This is a genomic window from Amycolatopsis bullii (assembly GCF_014654205.1).
In the GTDB taxonomy this organism is placed as follows: Bacteria; Actinomycetota; Actinomycetes; order Mycobacteriales; family Pseudonocardiaceae; genus Amycolatopsis; species Amycolatopsis plumensis.
In genome coordinates this window covers 254,029-275,913 of the sequence record NZ_BNAW01000003.1, presented here as the reverse complement: position 1 = coordinate 275,913, position 21,885 = coordinate 254,029, and the positions used below count along the sequence as shown (strand labels likewise).

General features: G+C 66.3%; 25 protein-coding genes. 16 read left to right on the top strand and 9 right to left on the bottom strand.

The features are described from left to right. Nucleotide 1: 1 nt before the first annotated feature. The 5 genes from IE317_RS06135 to IE317_RS06120 all read left to right on the top strand — a co-directional run bounded on the left by IE317_RS06135 (nucleotide 2) and on the right by IE317_RS06120 (nucleotide 1,718). Nucleotides 2-454: an acyl-CoA thioesterase gene (locus IE317_RS06135; RefSeq protein ID WP_191307072.1), complete on the top strand. Its 453-nt coding sequence runs from the start codon at nucleotides 2-4 to the stop codon at nucleotides 452-454. 100 nt (nucleotides 455-554) lie between these two features. Beyond that, a complete protein-coding gene (locus IE317_RS06130) occupies nucleotides 555-1,040 on the top strand; it encodes a flavin reductase family protein (protein ID WP_191307070.1) in 486 nt (161 codons plus the stop codon). Next, nucleotides 1,037-1,210 carry a DUF6222 family protein gene (locus tag IE317_RS45390; RefSeq protein WP_373308971.1) on the top strand — a complete coding sequence of 58 codons (174 nt, stop codon included), beginning with the start codon at nucleotides 1,037-1,039 and terminating at the stop codon, nucleotides 1,208-1,210. The genes IE317_RS06130 and IE317_RS45390 overlap by 4 nt, the downstream gene beginning before the upstream one ends. Further along, on the top strand, nucleotides 1,210-1,464 hold the full coding sequence (locus IE317_RS06125; RefSeq protein WP_191307068.1) for a hypothetical protein: 255 nt from the start codon (nucleotides 1,210-1,212) through the stop codon (nucleotides 1,462-1,464). The genes IE317_RS45390 and IE317_RS06125 overlap by 1 nt, the downstream gene beginning before the upstream one ends. A gap of 2 nt (nucleotides 1,465-1,466) precedes the next feature. Then, nucleotides 1,467-1,718: a hypothetical protein gene (locus tag IE317_RS06120; protein WP_191307066.1), complete on the top strand. Its 252-nt coding sequence runs from the start codon at nucleotides 1,467-1,469 to the stop codon at nucleotides 1,716-1,718. A gap of 225 nt (nucleotides 1,719-1,943) precedes the next feature. Here the strand turns inward: IE317_RS06120 and IE317_RS06115 are convergent, their stop codons facing one another. The 5 genes from IE317_RS06115 to IE317_RS06095 form a co-directional block, all read right to left on the bottom strand. Continuing rightward, the gene (locus tag IE317_RS06115) at nucleotides 1,944-2,966 is read right to left on the bottom strand and encodes an alpha/beta fold hydrolase (RefSeq protein ID WP_229902503.1); all 1,023 of its coding nucleotides are present in this window, start codon (nucleotides 2,964-2,966) and stop codon (nucleotides 1,944-1,946) included. 296 nt (nucleotides 2,967-3,262) lie between these two features. Next, on the bottom strand, nucleotides 3,263-4,669 hold the full coding sequence (locus IE317_RS06110; protein ID WP_191307064.1) for a condensation domain-containing protein: 1,407 nt from the start codon (nucleotides 4,667-4,669) through the stop codon (nucleotides 3,263-3,265). A 322-nt stretch (nucleotides 4,670-4,991) separates the two neighbouring features. Then, a complete protein-coding gene (gene hppD, locus IE317_RS06105) occupies nucleotides 4,992-6,047 on the bottom strand; it encodes a 4-hydroxyphenylpyruvate dioxygenase (protein ID WP_191307062.1) in 1,056 nt (351 codons plus the stop codon). Next, on the bottom strand, nucleotides 6,047-6,259 hold the full coding sequence (locus tag IE317_RS06100) for an MbtH family protein (protein WP_191307060.1): 213 nt from the start codon (nucleotides 6,257-6,259) through the stop codon (nucleotides 6,047-6,049). The genes hppD and IE317_RS06100 overlap by 1 nt, the downstream gene beginning before the upstream one ends. A gap of 17 nt (nucleotides 6,260-6,276) precedes the next feature. Then, on the bottom strand, nucleotides 6,277-8,031 hold the full coding sequence (locus tag IE317_RS06095; protein ID WP_191307058.1) for a non-ribosomal peptide synthetase: 1,755 nt from the start codon (nucleotides 8,029-8,031) through the stop codon (nucleotides 6,277-6,279). 248 nt (nucleotides 8,032-8,279) lie between these two features. On the opposite strand from IE317_RS06095, the gene IE317_RS06090 reads away from it, so the two are divergent. Together IE317_RS06090 and IE317_RS45070 are read left to right on the top strand one after the other, a co-directional pair. Then, nucleotides 8,280-9,101, top strand: coding sequence for a transposase (locus tag IE317_RS06090; RefSeq protein WP_191307056.1), 822 nt, complete (start codon nucleotides 8,280-8,282; stop codon nucleotides 9,099-9,101). Beyond that, complete coding sequence (locus tag IE317_RS45070; protein ID WP_268246856.1) at nucleotides 9,071-9,193, top strand: hypothetical protein; 123 nt, start codon at nucleotides 9,071-9,073, stop codon at nucleotides 9,191-9,193. Before IE317_RS06090 ends, IE317_RS45070 begins: the two co-directional genes overlap by 31 nt. Nucleotides 9,194-9,643: 450 nt before the next feature. Here the strand turns inward: IE317_RS45070 and IE317_RS06085 are convergent, their stop codons facing one another. From IE317_RS06085 to IE317_RS06070, 4 genes are read right to left on the bottom strand one after another with little or no spacing between them, the layout of a single operon-like run. Next, entirely contained in the window at nucleotides 9,644-11,008 is a 1,365-nt protein-coding gene (locus IE317_RS06085; protein WP_191307054.1) for a nucleotide disphospho-sugar-binding domain-containing protein, read from the bottom strand. Between the two features lie 11 nt (nucleotides 11,009-11,019). Then, nucleotides 11,020-11,862, bottom strand: coding sequence for an alpha/beta fold hydrolase (locus IE317_RS06080; protein WP_191307053.1), 843 nt, complete (start codon nucleotides 11,860-11,862; stop codon nucleotides 11,020-11,022). Further along, nucleotides 11,859-12,617 (bottom strand): class I SAM-dependent methyltransferase, encoded by a 759-nt coding sequence (locus IE317_RS06075; protein WP_191307050.1) that lies wholly within the window; start codon nucleotides 12,615-12,617, stop codon nucleotides 11,859-11,861. The genes IE317_RS06080 and IE317_RS06075 overlap by 4 nt, the downstream gene beginning before the upstream one ends. Continuing rightward, on the bottom strand, nucleotides 12,614-14,278 hold the full coding sequence (locus IE317_RS06070; protein ID WP_229902502.1) for an MFS transporter: 1,665 nt from the start codon (nucleotides 14,276-14,278) through the stop codon (nucleotides 12,614-12,616). Before IE317_RS06070 ends, IE317_RS06075 begins: the two co-directional genes overlap by 4 nt. A gap of 282 nt (nucleotides 14,279-14,560) precedes the next feature. On the opposite strand from IE317_RS06070, the gene IE317_RS06065 reads away from it, so the two are divergent. The 9 genes from IE317_RS06065 to IE317_RS06025 all read left to right on the top strand — a co-directional run bounded on the left by IE317_RS06065 (nucleotide 14,561) and on the right by IE317_RS06025 (nucleotide 21,880). Further along, a complete protein-coding gene (locus IE317_RS06065) occupies nucleotides 14,561-15,709 on the top strand; it encodes a DegT/DnrJ/EryC1/StrS family aminotransferase (RefSeq protein WP_191307048.1) in 1,149 nt (382 codons plus the stop codon). Nucleotides 15,710-15,745: 36 nt separating this feature from the next. After that, nucleotides 15,746-16,855 carry a DegT/DnrJ/EryC1/StrS family aminotransferase gene (locus tag IE317_RS06060; RefSeq protein WP_191307046.1) on the top strand — a complete coding sequence of 370 codons (1,110 nt, stop codon included), beginning with the start codon at nucleotides 15,746-15,748 and terminating at the stop codon, nucleotides 16,853-16,855. A gap of 27 nt (nucleotides 16,856-16,882) precedes the next feature. Beyond that, the gene (locus IE317_RS06055; RefSeq protein WP_191307044.1) at nucleotides 16,883-17,515 is read left to right on the top strand and encodes a dTDP-4-dehydrorhamnose 3,5-epimerase family protein; all 633 of its coding nucleotides are present in this window, start codon (nucleotides 16,883-16,885) and stop codon (nucleotides 17,513-17,515) included. Nucleotides 17,516-17,655: 140 nt separating this feature from the next. After that, nucleotides 17,656-18,348, top strand: a complete 693-nt coding sequence (locus IE317_RS06050) for a hypothetical protein (protein WP_191307042.1) — start codon at nucleotides 17,656-17,658, stop codon at nucleotides 18,346-18,348. Further along, nucleotides 18,300-18,812 carry a Tn3 family transposase gene (locus tag IE317_RS06045; RefSeq protein ID WP_191307040.1) on the top strand — a complete coding sequence of 171 codons (513 nt, stop codon included), beginning with the start codon at nucleotides 18,300-18,302 and terminating at the stop codon, nucleotides 18,810-18,812. Before IE317_RS06050 ends, IE317_RS06045 begins: the two co-directional genes overlap by 49 nt. A gap of 203 nt (nucleotides 18,813-19,015) precedes the next feature. After that, the gene (locus IE317_RS06040; RefSeq protein WP_191307038.1) at nucleotides 19,016-19,609 is read left to right on the top strand and encodes a PadR family transcriptional regulator; all 594 of its coding nucleotides are present in this window, start codon (nucleotides 19,016-19,018) and stop codon (nucleotides 19,607-19,609) included. A 98-nt stretch (nucleotides 19,610-19,707) separates the two neighbouring features. After that, entirely contained in the window at nucleotides 19,708-20,127 is a 420-nt protein-coding gene (locus IE317_RS06035) for a DoxX family protein (protein WP_191307035.1), read from the top strand. 89 nt (nucleotides 20,128-20,216) lie between these two features. Beyond that, nucleotides 20,217-20,810, top strand: coding sequence for a PadR family transcriptional regulator (locus IE317_RS06030; protein WP_191307033.1), 594 nt, complete (start codon nucleotides 20,217-20,219; stop codon nucleotides 20,808-20,810). A gap of 104 nt (nucleotides 20,811-20,914) precedes the next feature. Next, nucleotides 20,915-21,880 carry an ATP-binding cassette domain-containing protein gene (locus IE317_RS06025; RefSeq protein WP_191307031.1) on the top strand — a complete coding sequence of 322 codons (966 nt, stop codon included), beginning with the start codon at nucleotides 20,915-20,917 and terminating at the stop codon, nucleotides 21,878-21,880. The last annotated feature ends 5 nt before the right edge of the window (nucleotides 21,881-21,885 follow it).

Genomic DNA, 21,885 nt, shown 5'->3' with positions numbered 1-21,885 from the left:
CATGACGGACTACTACGAGATCCGGCACACCGTCGGGTTCGAGGAGACCAACCTGGTCGGCAACGTCTACTACGTGAACTACCTGCGCTGGCAGGGACGTTGCCGGGAGATGTTCCTCAAGGAGAAGGCACCGACCGTGCTGGCGGAGGTTCGCGACGACCTGAAGCTGTTCACGCTGAAGGTCGAGTGTGAGTTCTTCGCTGAGATCACCGCGTTCCACGAGCTGTCCATCCGGATGCGGCTCGAGGAGCTGACCCAGACCCAGATCCAGTTCAGCTTCGACTACGTGCACCTGCACGAGGACGGCGAGATCCTGGTCGCCCGCGGCAGGCAGCGGATCGCGTGCATGCGCGGCCCGAACACGAACACCGTCCCGGCCAGGGTTCCCGAGGAGCTGCGTGCCGCGCTCGCTCCGTACTCGGCGAACGCGGCCATGCTGACCGCGGGAGGATGACGTGGCCGACAACGGTTCCGCAGGTGGCCATCGGCCGATAGCCAGGTTGCCGCGCCCGCCGACGCAACGGTTGTCTAGGCAGGCCTCGCAGCGCGAGGTGATGGCGCAGTTCGCCACCGGGGTCACCGTGCTCACCGCGGGCGGCCGGGACGGCCACGGGATGACGGCGAACGCGTTCACGTCGCTGTCGCTGGAGCCGCCGCTCGTGCTGTGCTGCGTAGCCAAGGCGGCGCGGATGCACGAGGTGATCATGTCCGCGCGGTCGTTCGCGGTTTCCGTGCTCGCCGGGGACCAGCAGGAGGTGGCGCGGCACTTCGCCGACTCGCGGCGGCCGCGCGGCCGGGCCCAGTTCGACGCCATCGAGTGGGTGCGCGGCCGGCGTACCGGTACCCCGCTGGTCGCCGGTGCCCTTGCCTGGCTGGAATGCGAGCTGGTCAAGGTGTACGGCGGGGGCGACCACTCGATCTTCGTCGGCGAGGTGCTCGAAGCCACTCGCGGCGTGGGTGATTCGGCGCTGCTCTTTCACGGCGGCCGGTTCGAGCACACCGGCACCGTGCCAGCCCACGACAAAAAGGCCATCTCGTGACTACCAACCAGGCCGCGGTGCCCGTCCCGATCGAGCCGAGAACCCCCGAACCGGATGGCCGGCTCGGCCGGGGCATCGTGTGGAGCGACCTCGTCGCCGAAATGGAACGCGAGTGGGCGCGGCGAGGCCGCGATAACCACGACGTCCGGGAGGACCGGAGGGCCGCCTGATGAGTTCCGACCCGGCCGAGCACTCGCGGCCGCCGGCCGGAGTGCGGGCGGCGAGCCTGCGGGTGGTGCGGCCCGGCGACGTCGGCGAGCCGGAACCGGAGCAGGCCCCGCCGACGATGGGCTCGCTCAGGCAGCGGCACGGCCTGCTGCGCGCGGAGATCGTCGCGGGGAACCGGAAGGCGGTCGAGCGGCAGCACTCGCTCGGCAAGCGGATCCGGACTATTGGGCGGAGTCGACCCACCGGACCGGGGTGACCGTGAGGAACTCCGTGCCCGCGCTGATGGAACTCGCGGTCGCCGCGGCGCGGCCAGGGGCATTGGCGAGCCTTCGCCTCGTCATGCTGAGCGGGGACTGGATCCGCGTCGGGCCCCGGGCCGACATCGCACGCGCCTGCCCGGACGCCAAGGTCATCAGCCTCGGTGGTGCCACGGAGGCGTCGATCTGGTCGATCCTCCCCGGGGGGGGAACCTCACTGCGCGGGGCGACGGTCCGGCGACCACCGGAGTAACTGCGGCGGTTGTGGTACGACGTCGTGGGCTGGACGCCGGCCCCGGCGGTGCTCACCCAGCTCGCCTCTCGATCGACTCGGCGTCTCAGTCTACCGCAACCACCTGGCGTGCCCTGACGACTCACAACGCGGAACGCCTCTTTCCGCGACTGCGAGCGGCGTGAGGCGGCCTTCGGTCCCGCGCGATCTGAACGCGCGGGACCGAAGTGATGCGCGAATGTGCCGTCAGGCCACGCAGTTCGCCAGCTCGGGACTCGGCGCGGGAACCCCCTGCGGCCCGAAGAACAGCTTGGCGCAGGCGCTCAGGAACGCCGTGTTCTCCTCGGCGATCCAGTGTCCGCTGTCCGGCGCGACGACGCCGCGAACGTCGTCGCCCACCTGCCTGAACGAGTTGGCGACGACCAGGCCGAAGGAGAACTCCGCGCCCATCGCCAGTACCGGCATCCGCAGGCGCTTGTCTGCGTTGGCACGGTTGTCCGCGGCGTCGCCGGCGAACGCCCGGTAGTACCCGTAGCCCGCGGTCCGGCGCGCCGGACTCGCGTAGGCCTGGAAGTAGGCCGCCTGGTCGATGCGGTCGGGATACCGTGTGTTGCTGAAGAGGAAGCCGAGGTACGTCGACACGTCGTCGTTGTCGATCAGCCTCTCCGGGACCGGAGCGGCGGCCTGGTTCAGGCCGAGGTGGAAGCTGACCCCGTAGAGTTCTTCGAGGCCGAACCCGGACAGAGGTGTCGCCAGCGCGGCCATCCGGACGACCTCGGTCGGATAGTCGCGGGCGTACGGGTAGGCCACGAGCGAACCGACGTCGTGGGCGAGAAGGGAAACCTGGCTGAAGCCCAGCTTGTGGACACCCTCGCGAATGCGCTTGGCGGTGGTCACCTTGTCGTAGCCGCCTGCCGGAATTGTCGAGTCGCCCAGACCAGGCAGGTCGAACGCGATGACGGTGTGGTCCTGGGCGAGGGACGGCATGATCTTCGCCCACGCGCGCCAGGTCTCCGGCCAGCCGTGCAACAGCACCAACGGCGGTCCGGACCCGCCGCGAACGTAGTGCAGCGTGGTGCCCTCCACGGCAACTGTTCCGTGGCTGAAACCCGGAAGGTCCCCGGACTCCGACCGGTCGGCCACCGGCGGCTCGGCACTGGCGGCCGAACCGGCCAAGAGGACGACCGCGGCCAGGAGGACGACGACCGCGGCCAGGGCGGCGTAGACGCTTCGGCTCGCACGCCGAAAAACGCTGGTTCTTCGAAACACTCGACTCCCCTTCGATTAGGCAGCACGCAGTAATTCTTGCGCGGACCGGAAACGACGTCAGCCTAATCCATCCCAATGTCGGCAACCCTAGCGGCAAGCCAAAGACGCAATATGAAAGAAAAAACGACGTGATCATGACAAACAAGCGACCAAACTTCCAGCAAGAGCGTGTCTCATGTGGCCGGCTCCACCAGCACCCACAACTCGTCCGGCACCAACCGCATCGACAACCAATCAACCACGACCCAAGATGTTGCCGAAACGATGAACCGCCCACTTGTCGTCGAATGGGCCCGTCACCGCTGCTCCGATTGCTCCACCAAATTACGCGACGCACTTCGCAGAAGCAGCACCACGTCGTCGGGGCCGGTCACCAAGTTCTTCAGTTCAGCACAGAATCGGCGCACCCACTGCGCGATACTGCTTCGGTCAACGAGCCCGTCCTTGTACGCGATGTTACCGATAAGCTCGCCCGTCGTGTCGACGGTGAGTGTCCACAATACGCCGTCCGGGATGTCCGACGTGCGCGATTGTGAGCCGAGCCGCCGCCGAATCTCGCTGTACTCCAGGTCCCCCACTCGGGTGCCGTCGACAGGGAAGGGAAAGGGAAAGACTTGGAAGATGATCGGAACCTCATTGTCCATCGCCATCGGTCGCATGAACTCGGGTGCTTCGCCCGGGATCGCCGGAATGTCGTGGACGTAGGCCTCCAGACAGGTGTTTCGAGTGAGCTGCAGCACGTCCCGATACTTGGCGCACGCCGTGACATCCAAGCGGATCGGTACGAAATTAAAGAATAGACCGACCGCCTCGTCGAAACGGCCATAACCACGGCCAGGCGTCAATGTCGGGGTGGAGATGTCCGTCGCTCCGGACATCCGGTTGACCGCGATCGTGAAAGCGGCGAGGAGCACCATAAAGGAGGACCCACGCACTTCCCTGGCCAGCGCGGACACGCCAGCCATCAGCTCAGCGTCCACTTCGAACCGGTACATGGCTGTTGTCTGCGGCAAGCCCCTCGATCGCGGCCGGTCCGCGGGCATGGTCAGGGTTTCCCCACCTCGCAGCTTATCCTGCCAGTAGCGACGCGACGAATTCTCGGCGGGACCGCCCAATCTCGCAAGCTGCCACGTCGTGAAGTCGCGATACTGCTGCGGCTCTGCGAGCTCATGGCCCCCGTGTCCGGTCCGGGTCGCATATCGGGCCGCGATATCGCGAAAGATAACCTGCACGGACCACCCGTCCGCGGCCGCATGGTGCACGACGAGCACGAGCAGGGCGTCGTGGTCGTCGAACCGGTTGAGGACCGCGCGAAGTTTCGGTACCGAGGATGCGTCGAAGTCGGCCGTCTCCTCCTCGACAAGCAAGGCGTCGATTCGGCGTCCCCGCTCTTCCGGCTCGATCCCTGGAAGATCCCGAACGGTCAGTTCCGCGGGAGTCGGCTGATGGACGACCTGGCACCGCGCTTCCGGATCACGGATGATCACAGAGCGCAACGCATCGTGGCGCACGATGATGTCATCGAGCGCGCGCTGCAACGCCTGCACGTCGACCTGTCCATGGATGCGCCACCCGTGGACGATATGGTGACGAGGACCAAACGGCCCCTCGGCGTCGCCCTGATCGAGGGCACATAGGAACTCTTGATTCGCCGACAGCGGCCACCGCTCGGCAGCGCCAGTCGGAGTGTCCATGGTCGTCATGGTTTCTTACCTTCTGGCCAGGTGTTTCGGGCCGGTCGTAGGGTTCGCGGCACCCAGGGGTGCCGGGTATGACTTTCATGCCTTTGCCGCTGATGGCCCAGGAGGATTGGCCGCCCGGCGCCCCGCGAAGACTCGACCGCTAATTGGGATGTGCGAGCTGATCGCTGTGTAAGGACACGTCGGCGAGGTGGCCGCGCTGGCCGCCGACGGGCCGGCGACCTGGGCGGTCGACCTCAACGCCGGTGGCGCGGCGCTGCTGATCGCGTTGTTGGGTCAACCACGACCAGCGACTGAGTGTGCGAAAGCGGAAACGTGTCATCGCTCATGCTGCGCCCTCGATTGCATCGTGGCTTTGCATGACCGCCTCATAGAGCGCCTTGATGTTTCCGCTCCCGAAGGTTGTCGCGCCAAGGCGTTCGATCAGTTCGACGAAGAAGGTATTGCGCGGGGTGACCGGCTTGGCGAAGATCTGGAACAGCTGCCCGTCATGGTCCTCATCAGCCAGAATGCCACGTACGCGCAGATCCTTCACCGAATGCCTTTCCAGGTCAATCCGTTCATCCAAACGGTCGTAGTACCGTCCGGGCGTTGAAAGGAATTCAACACCAGCCGCCTGGACCTGGTCGACCGCCCGCACAATGTCCGGCACCCGGAGCGCCACATGCTGGATCCCCGCACCGCCGTGGTCACGCAGGAAGGTGTCTATCTGGCCTGGCGACTTGGCCAAGTCCGGCTCGATCAGCGTGAAGGTGACGGCGCCGGAGGTACTTTGCACAACCTTGGAATTCATAGATTGTCGACCAACGAATATCTTCTCCTCGTACACGACGCGGAAGTCGAGTACCTCTTCGTAGAACGCCACGGTGGGATCGAGCTGCCCGCCGGGCAGGCAGACAGCGAAGTGGTCGATAGCAGCAGCGCCGATGTCACGCGCGGAAGGCGAACCGGCCGGGGGAAGCGGTCCGCTCGCGGCGCGCTGCACGAAGGTATGGGCGACATCCGCGAAGGCCAAGATGCTCGCCGTCACTACCCCGTCATCTTCGGTTGGCCCGTGTAGCGGTACAGCGCCGCGACTTACCGCCTCGTGGAACGCAGTCCGAGCGTCGGCCACGCCGAGCCCGATGTCGGCGATTCCGTCTCCGTGTCGGGAGACGTAGATGGCGGCCTGATGGTCAGGGACACGCGGCTCGGTGATCAGCAACCGGATGTCATCGCGCCCAACTCCGACGGTGCGGCTTCGGCCGTCTTCGATCCGCTGGAACTCCGAGAAGGCATAGCCTCGGGTCCACAGGTCCGCCGCTGATGCGGAATCCTGGACGAAGAACCGAACGTGGTCGACCCTCATGCCCGTGTAGACAGAGTTCTGCTCGAGCGCCATCACGCCGCCCCCTGGTTGCGGCCGGCACCACGTGGGCGGAGGTCGGTCCAGTTCATCGCGACGTAACGCAGACAGGACGTGCGATCTGTCGCAGCGAGGGCCACCCGCCAGCCCGCGGGCGCCACCACGGACTCGGGCCAGAGGGAGTGTTGACCGGCTTCGTTGACCAGCACGATGAACTGGCCGTCCTCGCGGTCGAACGGATTCGACATATCCGGAATCCTTCCTGTTAGCTCGCCCTGGCGACCTGGTCGCCGTGAATCGCGGTGATGTGCTGGTCAATGAGCGCGACGGTGGGGATATCGAATATCTCCACTACGCTGAGCTTCACGCCCAGCTCAGCCTCGATGCGCAACACGAGTCGCGCCGCCTGGAGCGATTGACCGCCCAGATCGAAGAAGCTGTCGTCGAGGCCGACTTGGTCGACATTCAAGGTCTTGCCGAAGATGGCGCACAGCGTTTCCTGACGTGGGCTGAGCGGCGCACGATGTTGCTTGGCCCGGTCGAACTCCGGCTCCGGCAGAGCATCTCGATCCACCTTCCCGTTGACGGTCACCGGTATCGCGTCGATGGCGGTGAACGCGGCGGGCACCATGTAATCGGGCAGAGCCCTGGCCAGGTGGGTGCGCAGCTCGCCGAAGTCGACGCCGCCCGCACAGGGGACGACGTAGGCGGCCAACCGCTGATCCTCGTCGCTCGAGGTGCCGACGACCACCGCATCCGCCACGGCCGGATGCGTTCGAAGTGCGGCCTCGACCTCTCCCAGCTCGACCCGGAAGCCACGGACCTTGATCTGCTGGTCAGCCCGCCCGAGGAACTCGAGCGAGCCGCCGGCGGTCTGCCGGACCAGATCACCGGTACGAAACATCCGCTCGCCTGGAGCGCCGAACGGGTCCGCAACGAACCGCTCCGCAGTGAGATCAGGGCGTTCGACATAGCCCCGCGCCAGGCACCCGCCCGCAACGTACAGTTCGCCGACTCCGCCTTCGGCTACTCGGTTCAAGCTCTCATCGAGCACGTAAAGTCGCTTGTCATCGAGAGCCTGACCGAGCGGGACGAAAGCACCGACCTGCGCGTCCTGCGTCAACGGCAGCTGGGTGGCGAACAGAGTGGTCTCAGTCTGTCCGTACATCACTCTGACCCGGATATTCGGATTTGCGGAAAGGATCCGACGCACCGCCTCTGGCGAGACGACGTCACCACCGGTCATGACTTCACGCACGGATGAAAGACAGGTGGGATCCTCCTCGGCAACGAGCCTGAAGAGGCCCGATGTCAAGTGAACTGCGGTCGCGTCGCCCCGCCTGAGATCGTCGCGCAGCGCGTCGATGTCGAACTCGCCCGGGTGTGCCAGGACAATTTGTCCACCGCGCAACAACGGTGCCCACAATTCAAACGTTGACATTCCGAATGCATACGGCGCGATCATGAGAATCCGACTAAAGACTGAATCGTTCCAGGTCTGGTCTTCGATGAGCCCGATCACACTGCGGTGAGAAACTCCGACACCTTTAGGCGCGCCACCCGATCCTGAAGTGAAGAGAACGTAGGCAAGCTGGTCCTCAGCTACCGAAACCACCGGTTCGGACTCTTGCGTTTGTTCAGCGTCACTGACCGTGATCACCTCGCCGAAGCTGGACAGCGTGGCCGCGGGCGTCGAACCGTCGGTGATTACCATCCGCACCTTGAGTTGGTCGCTGATCGACCGCAGTCGCTCCGTCGGCGTCGTTGTGGCCAGGGGCACATACGTGGCGCCCGCCTTGATCACCGCGAGTGTCGCAACGACCAGGTCGAACGACCGGCCGAAACATACCGCTACGGGCTCCTCTGCTTCCACTCCACGCTCGATCAGGAGGTTGGCTAAGCGATTGGCCCGGCGGTTCAGTTCATCGAAGGTCAGAAACCCGTCGGCTGACCGCACGGCAACCGCTTCGGGCCGCCGGCGAACCTGATTCAAAAAGGTCTCTGGCAGTGTAGAGGCCATATCGAAGCTCCCATCGGCATATTTCCCGGCGCGGCAGGACTGCCGGTCTGCACAAGTCCATGCCGCTCCGGCCTGCCCTACTCTGTGAGTCTTCCAGCCGCCAACGAAGGCTGCGTCTTCGATATTGCGACCAAGCCAACACACCCAGCGTGGTTTGAAGGGTGGGTTCTGGCCCCACCAAGGTCATCGGAGGAGGATGCCGTCGCTGTTGACCGTGGAGGCGCAGCGTGAAACGGAGCAAGGTCGAGTTGTTCGCGGCGATCCGGCGGGACTCGACGATCGAGGGCTTGTCGGTTCGGGCTCTGGCGCGCAAGTATCAGGTGCATCGCCGGACGGTGCGCGAAGCGTTGACCTCGGCGTTGCCGAAGCCGCGGAAGAAGCAGCCACCGCGTCGGTCTCGGCTGGATCCGTTCAAGCCGGCGGTTGACGCGATGTTGCGTGCGGATCTGGGCGCTCCTCGCAAGCAGCGGCATACCGCGAGGCGGATCTTCGATCGGCTGGTCGCTGAGCACGAGATGGAAGGCATCTCGTATGCGACAGTGTCGGACTACGAGGGCCGGCGCCGCGCCGAGGTCCGGCGCGAGGCGGGCCGGGAGCCGGCCGAGGTGTTCATCCCGCAGACTCCTCGGCCGGGCACGGACGCCGAGGTCGACTTCGGCGAGGTCCGGGTGCGGCTGGCCGGCCGGTCCACCTGCTGTTATCTGTTCACCTTCCGGTTGTCGTTCTCCGGCAAGGCGGTGCACCGGGTGTTCGCCTCCTGCGGGCAGGAGGCGTTCCTGGAGGGACACGTGCACGCCTTCAGCGTGCTGGGCGGGATTCCGACCGGCAAGGTCCGCTACGACAACCTGCGCTCGGCGGTGCGCCAGGTCCTGGGGTTCTCCCGCGCCCGGGTGGAGAACGAACGGTGGCTCGCGTCCGCTCCCACTTCGGCCTGGACACCTTCTACTACCAGCCCGGCATCAAGGGCGCGCAGGAGAAAGGTGATGTGGAGGGGGAGATCGGGCGCTTCCGCCGCAACCACCTGGTCCCGGTCCCGGAGGTGGACTCGCTCGCCGAGCTCAACGCCCTGATCGACGAGTGGGACGCCGCCGACGATGCCCGCCGGATCGGGTCTCGCCCGCATAGCGTCGGCGAGCACTTCGCCATCGAACGGCCGCTGTGACAAGTCTCCCCGGAAATGATCGCCCTATCCTCCACGAGTGAACTTCGATTATCACAACGCTGTTCGCGGCACCACGTGGGTCGGGCGGGGCATGCCGTCCGGCCTGCCCCGCCCATGTCGGTAAGCACTACCCTCAGGTACGTGCCGCCCCAAGGACCGGGGTTTCGGCGTCCGGCTCCGCACCCGACTCGCCCTCACCCTTGGGCGAGCCAACCCCTGGCGGTGGCTCTGGCTTGAAGTTCTCCATCAACAACGCGGTGCAATGCCGGCGGTCACGTCACTTTGCACTGATCGGACGGCCAGAGTGACCAGCAGCGCCAGTCCGAATGCGCCGCCGAGCTGCCCTTGCGTTTCAGTCGAATCGTTGCCTGAAAAACTCTCCGATTCTCCCGCCCCGCAAGGGCTGCCAGACACCGATGTCTACTCACTCCTGGGAGTCGAGATCCACAATCAGCGTTCCTGGGCGAGTTTCTCGAGCCACGGCACGAGTTGTGCGGGAGTCGGTGTCGACGCCCACTCCTCCTCCCGAAGTCGGAGCGCAGCGTCGCGCACTTTGGGGTCCTCGACGACGCGACGCAGCATCGAGCGGATCTCGGAGATTGACTGCTTCTGGTGGTCGAGTCGGCTCCCCGCACCCCGGTCGGCCAGGTAGTTCGCTGTGAGGGTCGAGTAGCCTTGTTTGGGCGACGTTCGATCCCACTCGACGCCGTCGGGGGTCGCGCGGCCGAAGAACCGCGTCGGCTCGTCGGTGTCGCACACTATCTGCGGTACGGCATGGGCGATACCAGCTATGACGGTCCCGAAGCTCCCGTGGTTGACCAGCGCGGAGCAGGTCGGCAGCAATTGTGACAAGGGGACGTAGTCCATGGCGCGAACGTTGTCCGGCAGCGTCTCGACCTGGTCGGAGAGCTGGTCCTTATTGAGGGTTGCGATCACCTCAACGTCCAGCCCGTCCACCGCCTCGAGCAGCGCCGGGATCCGGCCCGTGCTGTCGCCCTTGTCGACGGCCCGGGCGGAGACCCCGAGACTGATCGCCACTCGCGGTCGCGTTGGTTCGGCCCGCAACCAGTGCTGGGACACGCTCCCGCCGCTGTAGGGCAGGTACCGGACGGGAACGGTGGGAGTCCGGGTGGGTAGCCGCATGCCCGCGGGGATCGGATCGAGCGTCGCCTGCCCCATCAACAGCTCGTCGTCGACCGTCACGCCGTGGTGCTCGGCCAGCGGTTGCATCGCCTCCGCCAGCATGCTCGGCAGTCCCTTGCTCACGAACCGCTCGTGAGCCCACGCTGTGTAGTCGGGAGAGATGAGGGTACGGACATGGGCCGCTCCGCTCGCCTTGGCTGCGACCGCGCCGCAGGGGAACCACGGCTCCCACAGCACGAGATCCGGGCGCCAGTCTTTCGCGAAAGCGACGATCTCGTCGATGTCCTCGCGCGGCCGCGGCGGTTGGTAGTTCCGGATGGCGAGGATCGCGTAGTGGTAGAAGACGTCCCACATGTCACGCTCGACGCGCTCGTGCACGGATAACGCCCGCACGTATCGCTCGGTCTCCTCTGGGTTCGGGAGCACGTCGGCGAAGTCCGGGTCGTCGCAATCGTGTACCGCCAGCGGTGTCGGCGGCCCACAGGGTACAGCGACGATGCCGGACTCGGTTACGCGCTGCGCGAAGTCCGTGGATATGATGCCGGTGGGGGAGGGGAATCCGGACGGCGCCACCACCCGCACGTCGTGACCCGCGCTCTGCAACGCCCACGCGTAGGGTACGAGCGGCCAGAAGTGAGCGGGCGCCGGAAAGCACGTGATCATGACACGCATGGCTTCTCCATTCACATGGTTGTGCGGGCAGGGGACTCGTCGAGCAGGAAGTCGCCGATCGGGCCCTTCAGCTTCTCGGCGTCGATGACGTGCGGTCCTTCGGCGACGACGCCGCGCTGTGCCGAGGGGACACAGGCGACGACGGCGTCGGCCGCCTCACCAAAGAAGTTCGGTCGGAGCTCGCTCATTGTCGGGTGGTCCTGCGACGCGCTGCCGTTGAGCACGAGCGTGGGCACGCCGATCCGTGAGAATCGCTCGGCCGGTGGCTGATTGGTGGTCCCCATGCAGGCGGCGTCGTAAGGGAGCGTATGAGCCAGACTGATCAGGTGTGACCACTTCGCATGCTTCCTTGCTCGCCGCACCGACTCCTCCGGCGAACCCCAAGTGCGCATCGAGAGCTCGAATGCCTCGGCCCTCCGGCCCTCGTCGAGCAAGGCCCGTACACGCTGTATGTACCGACGGTGCTGAACCTCCGCGTCCGCACCCATGTCGTAGGGCAAGTCGTAGACGACCAGCCTGTTCATCGCGACACCGGCCGCCGCTGCCTCCAACGCCAGCGCTCCACCTGAGCACGCCCCGAAGACATGGGTCGACCCGCCGGCTTCGTCGATCACCGCGGCCAGGTCCTCGATCTCGCGGCGAACGGCGTAGGGTGCGACGTCCCCGCTGTCGCCCCGGCCGCGCCGCGCGTAGTTGTAGACGGTGAACCGCGACGCGAGTTCGAGACCGAGCGGAGCGTTCTCGGTGCCGTCGTCCATCGCTCCACACACGAGCACCACGGCGGGACCACTGCCGAAGCGCTCGTACGCGATCCGCGTCCCGTCCAGGGAGCGCACTGTACCGAAGGTGCTCATGACGGCTCCCCCTCGCCTTGGCGCAAGGCCTGGGTTCCGGTGCTGGAACCCTTGACTCCGACGAAGATGCCCCGCCCGTTGATGCCTTCGGCGGAGTACGTTGCGGGGCAGCCGGCTTCCTCGAAGGCCTGCAGGTACTCATCCCGGGTGAAGAGCATGAGTTCGTGGACCTGGGTGACCTCCCGGATCCCTTCGGCGCGGGCGATGAGGTACCGGGACTCGAGCCGCGAGTGACGACCTTGACTCGAGGTGTGCGATACCCGGGCGATTGCACTCCCCTCGATATGCCCCGAGTCGGCGGCGAGGTACCCGTCGAGGAAATTTTCGGGGAACCACCAGGGCTCGACGACGAGCACGCCGCCGGGAACCAAGTGGTCGGCCATCGCCTGGATCGCCGCATGGAGTTCCTCGCGGCTCTCGACGTACCCAATGGCATGGAACAGGCAGGTGACGGCGTCGAACCGGCGCGGTAGCCGGAAGTTGCGCATGTCGCCGCGGTGCACCCGGGACGGGAAGCGGTCCCATGCGCGCCGCAACATCGGCTCCGAGAGCTCGACCCCCTCGACGTCGCCCACCAGCTGTGCGAACGTCTCCAGGTGGGCTCCTGTCCCGCAGGCCACGTCGAGCAACGATCCGGCGTGCGGATACCGCTCGCGCACGAGCGCGACGACCGCCTCGGCTTCACGCACCCAGTCCTTGCCACGGGCCTGGTAGACCGTCTCGTAGATCTCGACGAAATCGGCTCCGTACGTCATCGGCTCGTCCGCGAGTGCTCGGTGTCTTCAGCGCCGTCGATGCCCTGCTCGTCCACGAGGTCGCGAATAGTGCCGCGGTCGTCGGCCGACGCATCCGTATCCGTGGGCGAGGCGGTGCCGGCATCGTCGGACCCATCCTTGCCGTCCCCGTGGGCTGGGACGTGGCGCAGCGAGATGCCCGCGACGACTGCGAGAACGAGCGCGACTACACCCCCGAAGGCGGCGGCCACGTTGAGCCCATCGGTGAACGCCTCGGCCGCCCTACGCGCCAGCTCCTCGCCGGCCGGCCCTGGAGTACCCTGGGCCACCGACATCGCGCCGGCGACGCTCTCCCGTGCGGTCGATGCGGCGTCGACGTCGACGCCCGGAACAGGGTCACTGAAGGCGCTGCGGTAAATGGCCGCGGCGATGCTGCCTGTCAAGGCAATGCCGAGGGAGACACCGAAGTCGCCACTGGTCTCTGAGACAGCAGCCGCCGAGCCCGCCTTCTCCGGCGGAGCCGAAGTCATGATGAGCCCGGCTCCCAATGCGCCCGCCGGACCGGACCCCAGCGACGCCACCATGAACCCGGACATGAGCAGGGCCACGCCGCTCTCCGGGCCAACCTGGGTCACCGCGACGAGCCCGAGCACCGAGATGATCATGCCCGCAACGATCACTTTGCCCGGCGGGATGCGGCGCGTGAACGCCGGGGCCAGCATGGACCCGACCATGCCCGCGAACGTGGGGGCGATCAGCCACAAGCCCGTCGAGAGCGGAGAGTAACCGGCCACCGATTGGAGGTACAGCGCGACGAGGAAGGCGTACCCGGACATGATCCCCATCAGCAACATGAGGGTCGCTGCCGAGGCGAAGACCCGGTTGCGGAACAGCGAGACGTCGAGGAGCGGCTCGGCGAGACGACTCTGCCGCCGCACGAATATCACGCCCGCGAGTACCCCGACGACGAGGGCAACGACGGCGACGCCCGTGAGGCCGTTCTTGGCGATCTCCTTCACGCCGTAGACGAACGGGAGGATCGCGACGAGCGAGAGTGCGACGCTGAGCAGGTCAATGCGGCCGCGGATCTCGCCGCCCCGCGCCTCGGGCAGCAGGAAAGGAGCGGCCACCACCAGGAGGACCATCACAGGTACTGGGAGGAGGAGCGTTGAGCCCCACCAGAAGTGCTCGAGCAGGACGCCGCCGACGACCGGGCCGAGAGCGATACCGCCCATGAAGCAGCTCATATAGGCGCCGATGGCCATGGCATGGCGCCGCTTGTCAGTGAACAGGCTGTTGAGGAGCGCCAGCGTCGAAGGCATGAGAGTCGCTCCGGCGATGCCGAGTACACCACGCGCCGCGATCAGCACCTCGATGCTCGGCGAGTACGCGGCCACCGCCGACAACACGGCGAACGCGCTCGCCCCGATCAGAAGCAGGCGCCGACGTCCGATGCGATCACCGAGATTCCCCATGGTGATCAGGAGTGCGGCGACCACGAAACCGTAGAGGTCCAGAGCCCACAACTGCTCCGTCGAGTTTGCACCGAGATCTACCGACAGAGCCGGCACCGCCACGTACAGAATGCTGAGATCCATGGCCATCATCAGCGTCGGCAGCGCCAGGATGACGAGCCCGAATACCGCTCGTTTCCCGTGCTCGCTTGGGGTTACTTCGGCCACGAGTACTCCTCCGATAGTGTCGGACGTTGGTCGATTCGCATCGCGCCACGCCGAAAGGCCGTTCCCTCAAATATTTATTAAAAAGAGTAACACGGTCCATCGGATGGCGAAACGGAGAATTCCACGAACCGAACCTGGACCTATCCCACCGGTTTCGTGAGATTCTCATAGTCGGCGAGTGCACGGCAGCCTGGTCCCGGGCAACGGTGATCTGCATACTCATTATCCACAGACGAAAAGGACCAGCCACCGGCTGGAGACGTCGGAGTACAGGAGGCCTCGGTGATCAGAATCTTCCAGCCGACAGTGGGCGAGGACGAACTTGCCGCGCTCGCAGAGGTCTTCGACTCGTCCTGGTTGGGCAAGGGTCCTCGGGCGGATGCTTTCGAGCAGGCGTTCGCCGGGCACCTCGATGTCGACGCCGAACAGGTGACCTCGATCAGTTCGTGCACGGCAGGCCTGTTCATCGCTGCGAAGCTCGCCGACCTCGGCCCGGACTGTGAGGCAGTGCTGCCGACCGTCAGCTACGTCGCCGCGGGCAATGCGGTGGCCGCGACGGGTGCGCGTCCTGTCTTCTGCGATGTCGACGAGCGGACGCTGAACCCGACCGTGGACGACGTCGAGGCAGCACTGACCCCGCGGACCCGGGCAGTGGTCCTCCTGCATTACGGAGGCTACCCGGGCGATGTCGTCGAGATCGCCCGTCTGTGCCGGGAGCGCGGCATCCTGCTCATCGAGGATTCGGCCTGCTCGGTCGCGTCGCGCGCAGGCGAGCAGGCGTGTGGAACCGTGGGCGATATCGGGCTGTGGAGCTTCGACAGCATGAAGATTCTGGTCACCGGCGATGGTGGCATGCTGTGGGCCCGCGACCCCGAGATGGCCGAGCGCGCCAGGAAGCTGGCGTACCTGGGGCTGGAACAGTTCAGCGGGCTGTCGCAAGCACCCCTGGTCGACTCGCGCTGGTGGGAGTTCGAGGTCTCGTCGTTCTCCGGCCGCTCGGTCATGAATGACATGCAGGCGGCGATGGGGCTGGTGCAGCTCCCCAAGGTGGAGGCATTCGTCAAGCGCCGCAGGGCGGTCGCCGAATTCTACGACCGCGAACTCGTCGACTTGACCGGTGTTCACACTCCCCCGCCGCTCCCCGCCGACCACCGGTCGTCCTATTACCTGTATTGGGTCCAGATGGAGACCGAGGTGCGCGACCGGGTGGCGAAAACGCTCCTCGACCGCGGCATCTACACCACCTTCCGCTACCCGGCACTGCACCGTGTCCGGGCTTACGGATCGACGGCGAGCCTGCCCCGCGGCGAGCGCGCTGTCGACCGGACGCTCTGCCTGCCCCTGCACCAGGCGCTGACCGACGCTGACGTAGAACGCATTGCCGCGGAGTTCCGCAATGCGGTGTCGTCGGCCTCCGCGAACCCGCGATAAGACGCCCCGCGACCGAAAGCAGAAATGGAGTTGACGATGACGGTCCACGTATGGGGCTATCTCGACGAGTACCAGCAGGAGCGCGAGGAGATACTCGAGTGTGTCGACACGGTCTTCAGCTCCGGAAAGCTCATCCTGGGCAAGAGCGTGCACATGTTCGAGCAGGAGTTCGCCGATTACCATAGCGTCGCACACTGCGTAGGCGTCGACAACGGCACGAACGCCATCAAGCTTGCGCTGGAGGCGTTGGGCATCGGTCCGGGAGACGAAGTCATCACCGTGTCCAATACCGCGGCTCCCACCGTTGTCGCAATCGTGTCGACAGGTGCGACACCGGTCTTCGTCGACGTCCGCGAGGATGACTTCCTGATGGACACGACCCTCATCAGTGCTGCGATCACGGCTCGGACCAAGGCGATCGTCCCGGTCCATCTCTACGGACAGTGCGTCGACATGGCCGCTGTGAGCGCGATCGCCCGTGAGCACGGACTGGCCGTGGTCGAGGACTGCGCCCAGGCCCACGGCGCCCGCCAGCATGGACATCTTGCCGGTACTTGGGGGGATGCCTCCAGCTTCTCGTTCTACCCGACCAAGGTCCTCGGTGCGTACGGCGACGGCGGTGCGGTGCTGACGCCGAACGAGGAGACCGACCGCGCACTGCGCCGCTTGCGCTTCTACGGCATGGAGTCCGACTACCACACCGTCGCGACGCCGGCGCACAACAGTCGGCTCGACGAAGTGCACGCCGAGATCTTGCGGAAGAAGCTCACCCGGCTGGATCGCTACATCGAGCAACGACGCGCGGTCGCAGCGCGCTACGGGCGCGATCTTGGCGATACCGCGCTGAAGCTGCCGTCGACCGTGAAGGGAAACGAGCACGTCTACTACGTCTACGTGGTGAGGCACCCGGCACGCGATTCGATCATCGCGGCGATGCAGGAGCATGGTGTTCAGCTGAACGTCAGCTACCGGTGGCCGGTTCACCTGATGACGGGGTTCGCCCATCTCGGGTACCGAGAGGGCTCGCTACCGGTAACGGAGAAACTCGCGGGCGAGATCTTTTCCCTGCCGATGTTTGCTTCGCTGCGGCGCGACGACCAGGACCGCACCGTCGACGCCCTTCGTGACGTGCTGGGCAGAATCTGAGACGGCTCGACGAAAGGGAGTAGACACGTGGAGATCCGAGAACTGGCTGTCGAGGGTGCGCTCGAGTTCACGCCCTCGTCGTACCCCGACGAGCGGGGGCTCTTCGTGGCACCGTTCCAGGGACCCGCACTCGCGCAGGCGCGGGGCCAGGGCACGTTTCCCGTGCGACAGGCCAACCAGAGCCGGTCCCGGCGCGGGGCGCTCCGCGGGGTCCACTACACCCGAACGCCGCCCGGAGTCGCGAAGTATGTGAGCTGCGCCCACGGTAGCGCCCTGGACATCGTCGTCGATCTGCGCGTGGGCTCACCGACCTACGGACGGTGGGAGTGCGTCGAGATGAACCAGGAATCGTTCCGGTCGGTGTACTTCCCTGTGGGGGTCGGACACGCCTTCATCGCCCTCGAGGACGATACGGTGATGTCCTACATGCTGAATGGCAGCTACGTCGCCGAGAACGAACTCGCAGTCTCGGCGCTGGACCCTCGATTGGCGCTGCCGATCCCGGACGGGCTGGAGATGATCCTCTCGCCCCGGGACCGGGACGCCATCTCGCTCGAGGACGCCGCCCGCCAGGGACTGTTGCCCGAGTACGCCCGGTGCGTCCAGCTCGACGCCGAGCTGCGGCGAGAGGGCGGTAGCGAGTATCTCAAGTCCGCCTGAGCATCAGCGCCTCACGGCGCGCCCGCAGTTGGTACACGAGTTCAAGACCAAGGGCGCGGGGACGAGGCGTGCACCGTGCGGACCACGCTGCGCGCCTCCTACCCGGGCACTGCCGACGCGGGCTGGTCCCGCTGCTGGATATGCTGGAGTTTCGCAGCAACAACACCGTGCACCGGCCGGTGATCGAGGCGTTGGCGCTGATCCGCCGGGACGCGACAGCGGGGAACCTGACCTACTACCCGCTCGGGGAGACGGTGCCGGAGCACCGCGGCACCTCTGGTGACTGGTCAAGCCTGATCTATCGCACCGACACCCGGGGACGGGAACGGGAACGGGTGGCTCGGATGGTGTACGAGGTTGCCACGTTCCAGGCGCTGCGGGAGCTGTTGCGGTGCAAGGAGATCTGGGTGGTCGGCGCTGAGGCGTGGCGCAACCCTGAACAGGATCTGCCGGCCGACTGCGCCCAGCGCCGTCAGGAGCACTATCGCGAGTCGCGCAAGCCGTTGGACCCGACTGTGTTCATCGACCAGCTGTGCACCGAGATGACCACCGCCCCCGAACAGCTCGACGATGCGTTGCCCGGGCTGGACCGGTTGGAGGTCACCGACCGGGCGTCCGGGCCGATCACCTTGTCCAAGCACGAGGCGGCACCGGAGCCGGTGAGTCTGCGCCGGCTAAAGGCCGAGGTCGGCCGGAGATGGGGCACCGTCGCGCTGATCGACGTGGTGAAAGAGACGGTGCTTGCGCACCGGTTGCCTGGACCAGGTCAGCGCCGGCGGCGGGCATGCCCACAGCGAGGGAACAGCTGCGCTACGCCCGGCGTCGCTACGTGACCCGCGAGGCCGCCGCTCAGGTCGCCGTCGCGATCGCGAACGCCACCTTCGCGTCGCGGCGGGAGTCGCTGTGGGGGCCTGGGTCGACCACGGTCGCCTCCGGCCCGACCCACTTCAGCTCCTGGGATCAGAACCTCTTCACCGAGTGGCACTCCCGCTACGGAGGCCGCGGCATCCTGATCTACTGGCACGTGGAACGCGGCTCGATGGTGGTGCACTCCCAGCGGCTGCGGGCGTCGGCCTCGGAGGTGCACGCGATGGTCGAGGGTGCGGTCCGGCACGGCAACACCATGAGCGTGGAGAGCAACTACGTCGACTCCCACGGCCAGTCCGAGATCGTCTTCGGCATCACCCGGCCGTTGGGTTTGGCCTGCTGCGCCGGATCAAGGCGACTAACAAGACCCGCCTCAACCGACCGGTCGCCGGGCAGCCGGAGGCCTACCCACGGCTGGGACCGGCACTGAGCCGTCCAATCCGGTGGCACCTGATCGGTCAGCAGCCCGCATCGGGTTCGGCGTGCTCACCGCGGTCAGTACCGGGATGCTCATATGCTAGAGCCTACAAGTGAGTGAACCGAGCGCAGGCAGCGCTTGCGCTGGCTGCCGAGGCGATTGAACTTGTTGAGCAGCGCGGAGCGAGTCCGAGCAGATTGAGCGGAGGTGGGCGAATGTCGGCGACGAAGCTCCTGGTACTCGGCATCGTGCACCTTTCCGGCGGCGCGCATGGCTACCAGGTGCGGTCCGAACTGCAGAGCTGGCATGCGGAAACCTGGGCCAAGATCAAGCCCGGCTCGATCTATCACGCGCTGAAGAAGGCGGCGGCTGATGGCCTCCTCACCGAACACGCCGAACCGGGCAACTCCGGGCCGGAGCGCGTTCTGTACCGCGCGACAGCTCGGGGACGTGACGAGATAGTCGAACTGGTCCGCGACGGTCTGCGGCGCACCCACGACCCGGACATGCTCAACGCGGCCATCGCCATGTTGCCCATGCTGACCAGGTCAGATGCCATCGCGCACGTGAGCGAGCGGGTCGCGCGCCTGGAAGCGGAGCTCGTAGTGCAGGCCGAGGGGTGGGAGAACCCGAACCCCGGCATTCCCGAGCACGTCCGCGAGCAGGCCGAACTGTGGGCGGGACACGCACGCACCGAACTGGAGTGGGCAAAGAGCCTGAGCAAACGACTGTCCGAGGGCGCCTACACCATGGCCGATGATCCGGGTTCGTGGCGAACCGTCCCCGATCCCCTCCAAATGCGCCTCTAATCAAACTTGACTAGACGCTCCTCCTCGTGGCACTCTGACCAAGTAATCAAACTTGACTAGGTCGCCCAATCCGTTCGCAAAGAGGAGGAGGCAGTGCGATGAGCACCACAGTGCACACCAACGCTCCGGCGATCACCCGCAAGCCTGGCCGCGCAAGCAACGTCGGGTTGTGGGTGCTGCAGGCAGGCCTGGCCGTGCAGTTCGCCGGGGGCGGCATCATGAAGGTCACCGGCGCACCGGTCATGGTTGAAATGTTCACCGAGATCGGAGCGGGTCAGTGGCCGCGCTACGTGGTCGGCGTCCTGGAGATCGCCGGCGCGGTCGGGCTGCTGATCCCGCTGCTCTCGAGCCTCGCCGCTCTCGGGCTGGCCGCCGTGCTGGTCGGCGCGGCCATCACCAACGTGTTCCTCCTGGAGGAGAGCCCGTGGCTGCCACTGGCCCTCCTGGTCGGGGTTGCGGTGATCGCCTGGGCTCGCAGATCCAGGACCTCAAGCCTGGTCGACATGCTCCGACGGTGACGGACACGCATCGAGAAGTGGAGCGAAGCCAGCAACGAGATGACACTCCGCGTGACGTCCGCCGACGGCACATTCAGCAGAGTGGGCGCATGTCGGCGACGAAGCTCCTGGTACTCGGTATCGTGCACATCTCCGGCGGCGCGCATGGCTACCAGGTGCGGTCCGAACTGCAGAGCTGGCATGCGGAAACCTGGGCCAAGATCAAGCCCGGCTCGATCTATCACGCGCTGAAGAAGGCGGCGGCTGATGGCCTCCTCACCGAACACGCCGAACCGGGCAACTCCGGGCCGGAGCGCGTTCTCTACCGCACGACAGCGCGGGGACGTGACGAGCTGGTCGAACTGGTCCGCGACGGTCTGCGGCGCACCCAGGACCCGGACATGCTCAACGCGTCCATCGCCATGTTGCCCATGCTGACCAGGTCAGATGCCATCGCGCACGTGAGCGAGCGGGTCGCGCGCCTGGAAGCGGAGCTCGTAGTGCAGGCCGGGTGGCGGGAGCACCCCGATCGGGACATCCCCGAGCACGTCCGCGAGCAGGCCGAACTGTGGGCGGGACACGCACGCACCGAACTGGAGTGGGCGAAGAGCCTCAGCAAACGACTGTCCGAGGGCGCCTACACCATGGCCGATGATCCAGGTTCGTGGCAAACGGTCCACGACCCCCTCAAGATGCACCTCTAATCAAACTTGACTAGACGTGCCTCCTCGTGGCACTCTGACCAAGTAATCAAACTTGACTAGGCTCAACTAATCCGTTCGCAACACCGAGAGAAGGACTCGAACCCATGGGAAACCTCGCGATCGAGACGAGAGGGTTGAAGAAGAGCTTCGGCGAGACCCACGCGGTCGCCGGTGTCGACCTGGCCGTGAGCGCCGGGAGCGTGTATGGCGTGCTCGGTCCGAACGGGGCGGGCAAAACCACCACGATCCGCATGCTGGCCACGCTCCTGCAGCCCGACGCCGGAGAGGCGCAAGTGCTCGGCTACGACGTCGTGCGTGACGCCCAGGCGGTGCGCAGCAGGGTGGGCCTCACCGGGCAGTACGCGTCGGTCGACGAGGACCTCACCGGGGCGGAGAACCTGTTGCTGCTCGCCAGGCTGCTCGGCTACTCACGCCACCGAGGCAAGGAGCGGGCGGCCGACCTGCTCGACGCGTTCGGCCTTGCCGAGGCGGCCGACCGGCAGGTGAAGAAGTACTCCGGCGGGATGCGCCGGCGCATCGACATCGCGGCGAGCCTGGTCGTCCCCCCCGAACTGATCTTCCTCGACGAGCCCACGACCGGGCTCGACCCGCGCAGCAGGAACCAGGTCTGGGAGATCGTCAGGGGCATGGTCGCCCAGGGCACCACCGTGTTGCTGACCACGCAGTACCTCGACGAGGCCGACCAGCTGGCCGACCGGATAGCGGTGATCGACCACGGGAAGGTGATCGCCGAGGGCTCGAGCGGCCAGCTCAAAGCATCGGTCGGCGCCGGCTCGCTGCACGTACGGCTCCGTGCGCCCGAGCAGCGGGCCGACGCCGAACGGGTCCTCGCCGCCGCGCTCGACGAGCCGGTCGAGCTCTCCGCTGACCCGGCCGCGCTGTCCGCAAGGATCTCCGACCCCGAACGGGTCGCCCGCTCCCTGGCCGAACTGTCCCGCAGCGGCATCGACGTCACCGAGTTCGCGCTCGGTCAGCCGAGCCTGGACGAGGTGTTCCTCACCCTGACCGGACAGGCCGCCGAAAAGACCCCCGAGGAGGAAGCCGCATGACCACC

What these genes read in the sequence shown, in the direction of transcription:
- IE317_RS06135 (WP_191307072.1), top strand. Translation starts at nt 2, where the DNA reads ATGACGGACTACTACGAGATCCGGCACACCGTCGGGTTCGAGGAGACC.
- IE317_RS06130 (WP_191307070.1), top strand. Translation starts at nt 555, where the DNA reads ATGGCGCAGTTCGCCACCGGGGTCACCGTGCTCACCGCGGGCGGCCGG.
- IE317_RS06125 (WP_191307068.1), top strand. Translation starts at nt 1,210, where the DNA reads ATGAGTTCCGACCCGGCCGAGCACTCGCGGCCGCCGGCCGGAGTGCGG.
- IE317_RS06110 (WP_191307064.1), bottom strand. Translation starts at nt 4,669, where the DNA reads ATGACGACCATGGACACTCCGACTGGCGCTGCCGAGCGGTGGCCGCTG.
- hppD (WP_191307062.1), bottom strand. Translation starts at nt 6,047, where the DNA reads ATGGCGCTCGAGCAGAACTCTGTCTACACGGGCATGAGGGTCGACCAC.
- IE317_RS06100 (WP_191307060.1), bottom strand. Translation starts at nt 6,259, where the DNA reads ATGTCGAATCCGTTCGACCGCGAGGACGGCCAGTTCATCGTGCTGGTC.
- IE317_RS06095 (WP_191307058.1), bottom strand. Translation starts at nt 8,031, where the DNA reads ATGGCCTCTACACTGCCAGAGACCTTTTTGAATCAGGTTCGCCGGCGG.
- IE317_RS06085 (WP_191307054.1), bottom strand. Translation starts at nt 11,008, where the DNA reads ATGCGTGTCATGATCACGTGCTTTCCGGCGCCCGCTCACTTCTGGCCG.
- IE317_RS06080 (WP_191307053.1), bottom strand. Translation starts at nt 11,862, where the DNA reads ATGAGCACCTTCGGTACAGTGCGCTCCCTGGACGGGACGCGGATCGCG.
- IE317_RS06075 (WP_191307050.1), bottom strand. Translation starts at nt 12,617, where the DNA reads ATGACGTACGGAGCCGATTTCGTCGAGATCTACGAGACGGTCTACCAG.
- IE317_RS06060 (WP_191307046.1), top strand. Translation starts at nt 15,746, where the DNA reads ATGACGGTCCACGTATGGGGCTATCTCGACGAGTACCAGCAGGAGCGC.
- IE317_RS06050 (WP_191307042.1), top strand. Translation starts at nt 17,656, where the DNA reads ATGCTGGAGTTTCGCAGCAACAACACCGTGCACCGGCCGGTGATCGAG.
- IE317_RS06045 (WP_191307040.1), top strand. Translation starts at nt 18,300, where the DNA reads ATGCCCACAGCGAGGGAACAGCTGCGCTACGCCCGGCGTCGCTACGTG.
- IE317_RS06040 (WP_191307038.1), top strand. Translation starts at nt 19,016, where the DNA reads ATGTCGGCGACGAAGCTCCTGGTACTCGGCATCGTGCACCTTTCCGGC.
- IE317_RS06035 (WP_191307035.1), top strand. Translation starts at nt 19,708, where the DNA reads ATGAGCACCACAGTGCACACCAACGCTCCGGCGATCACCCGCAAGCCT.
- IE317_RS06030 (WP_191307033.1), top strand. Translation starts at nt 20,217, where the DNA reads ATGTCGGCGACGAAGCTCCTGGTACTCGGTATCGTGCACATCTCCGGC.
- IE317_RS06025 (WP_191307031.1), top strand. Translation starts at nt 20,915, where the DNA reads ATGGGAAACCTCGCGATCGAGACGAGAGGGTTGAAGAAGAGCTTCGGC.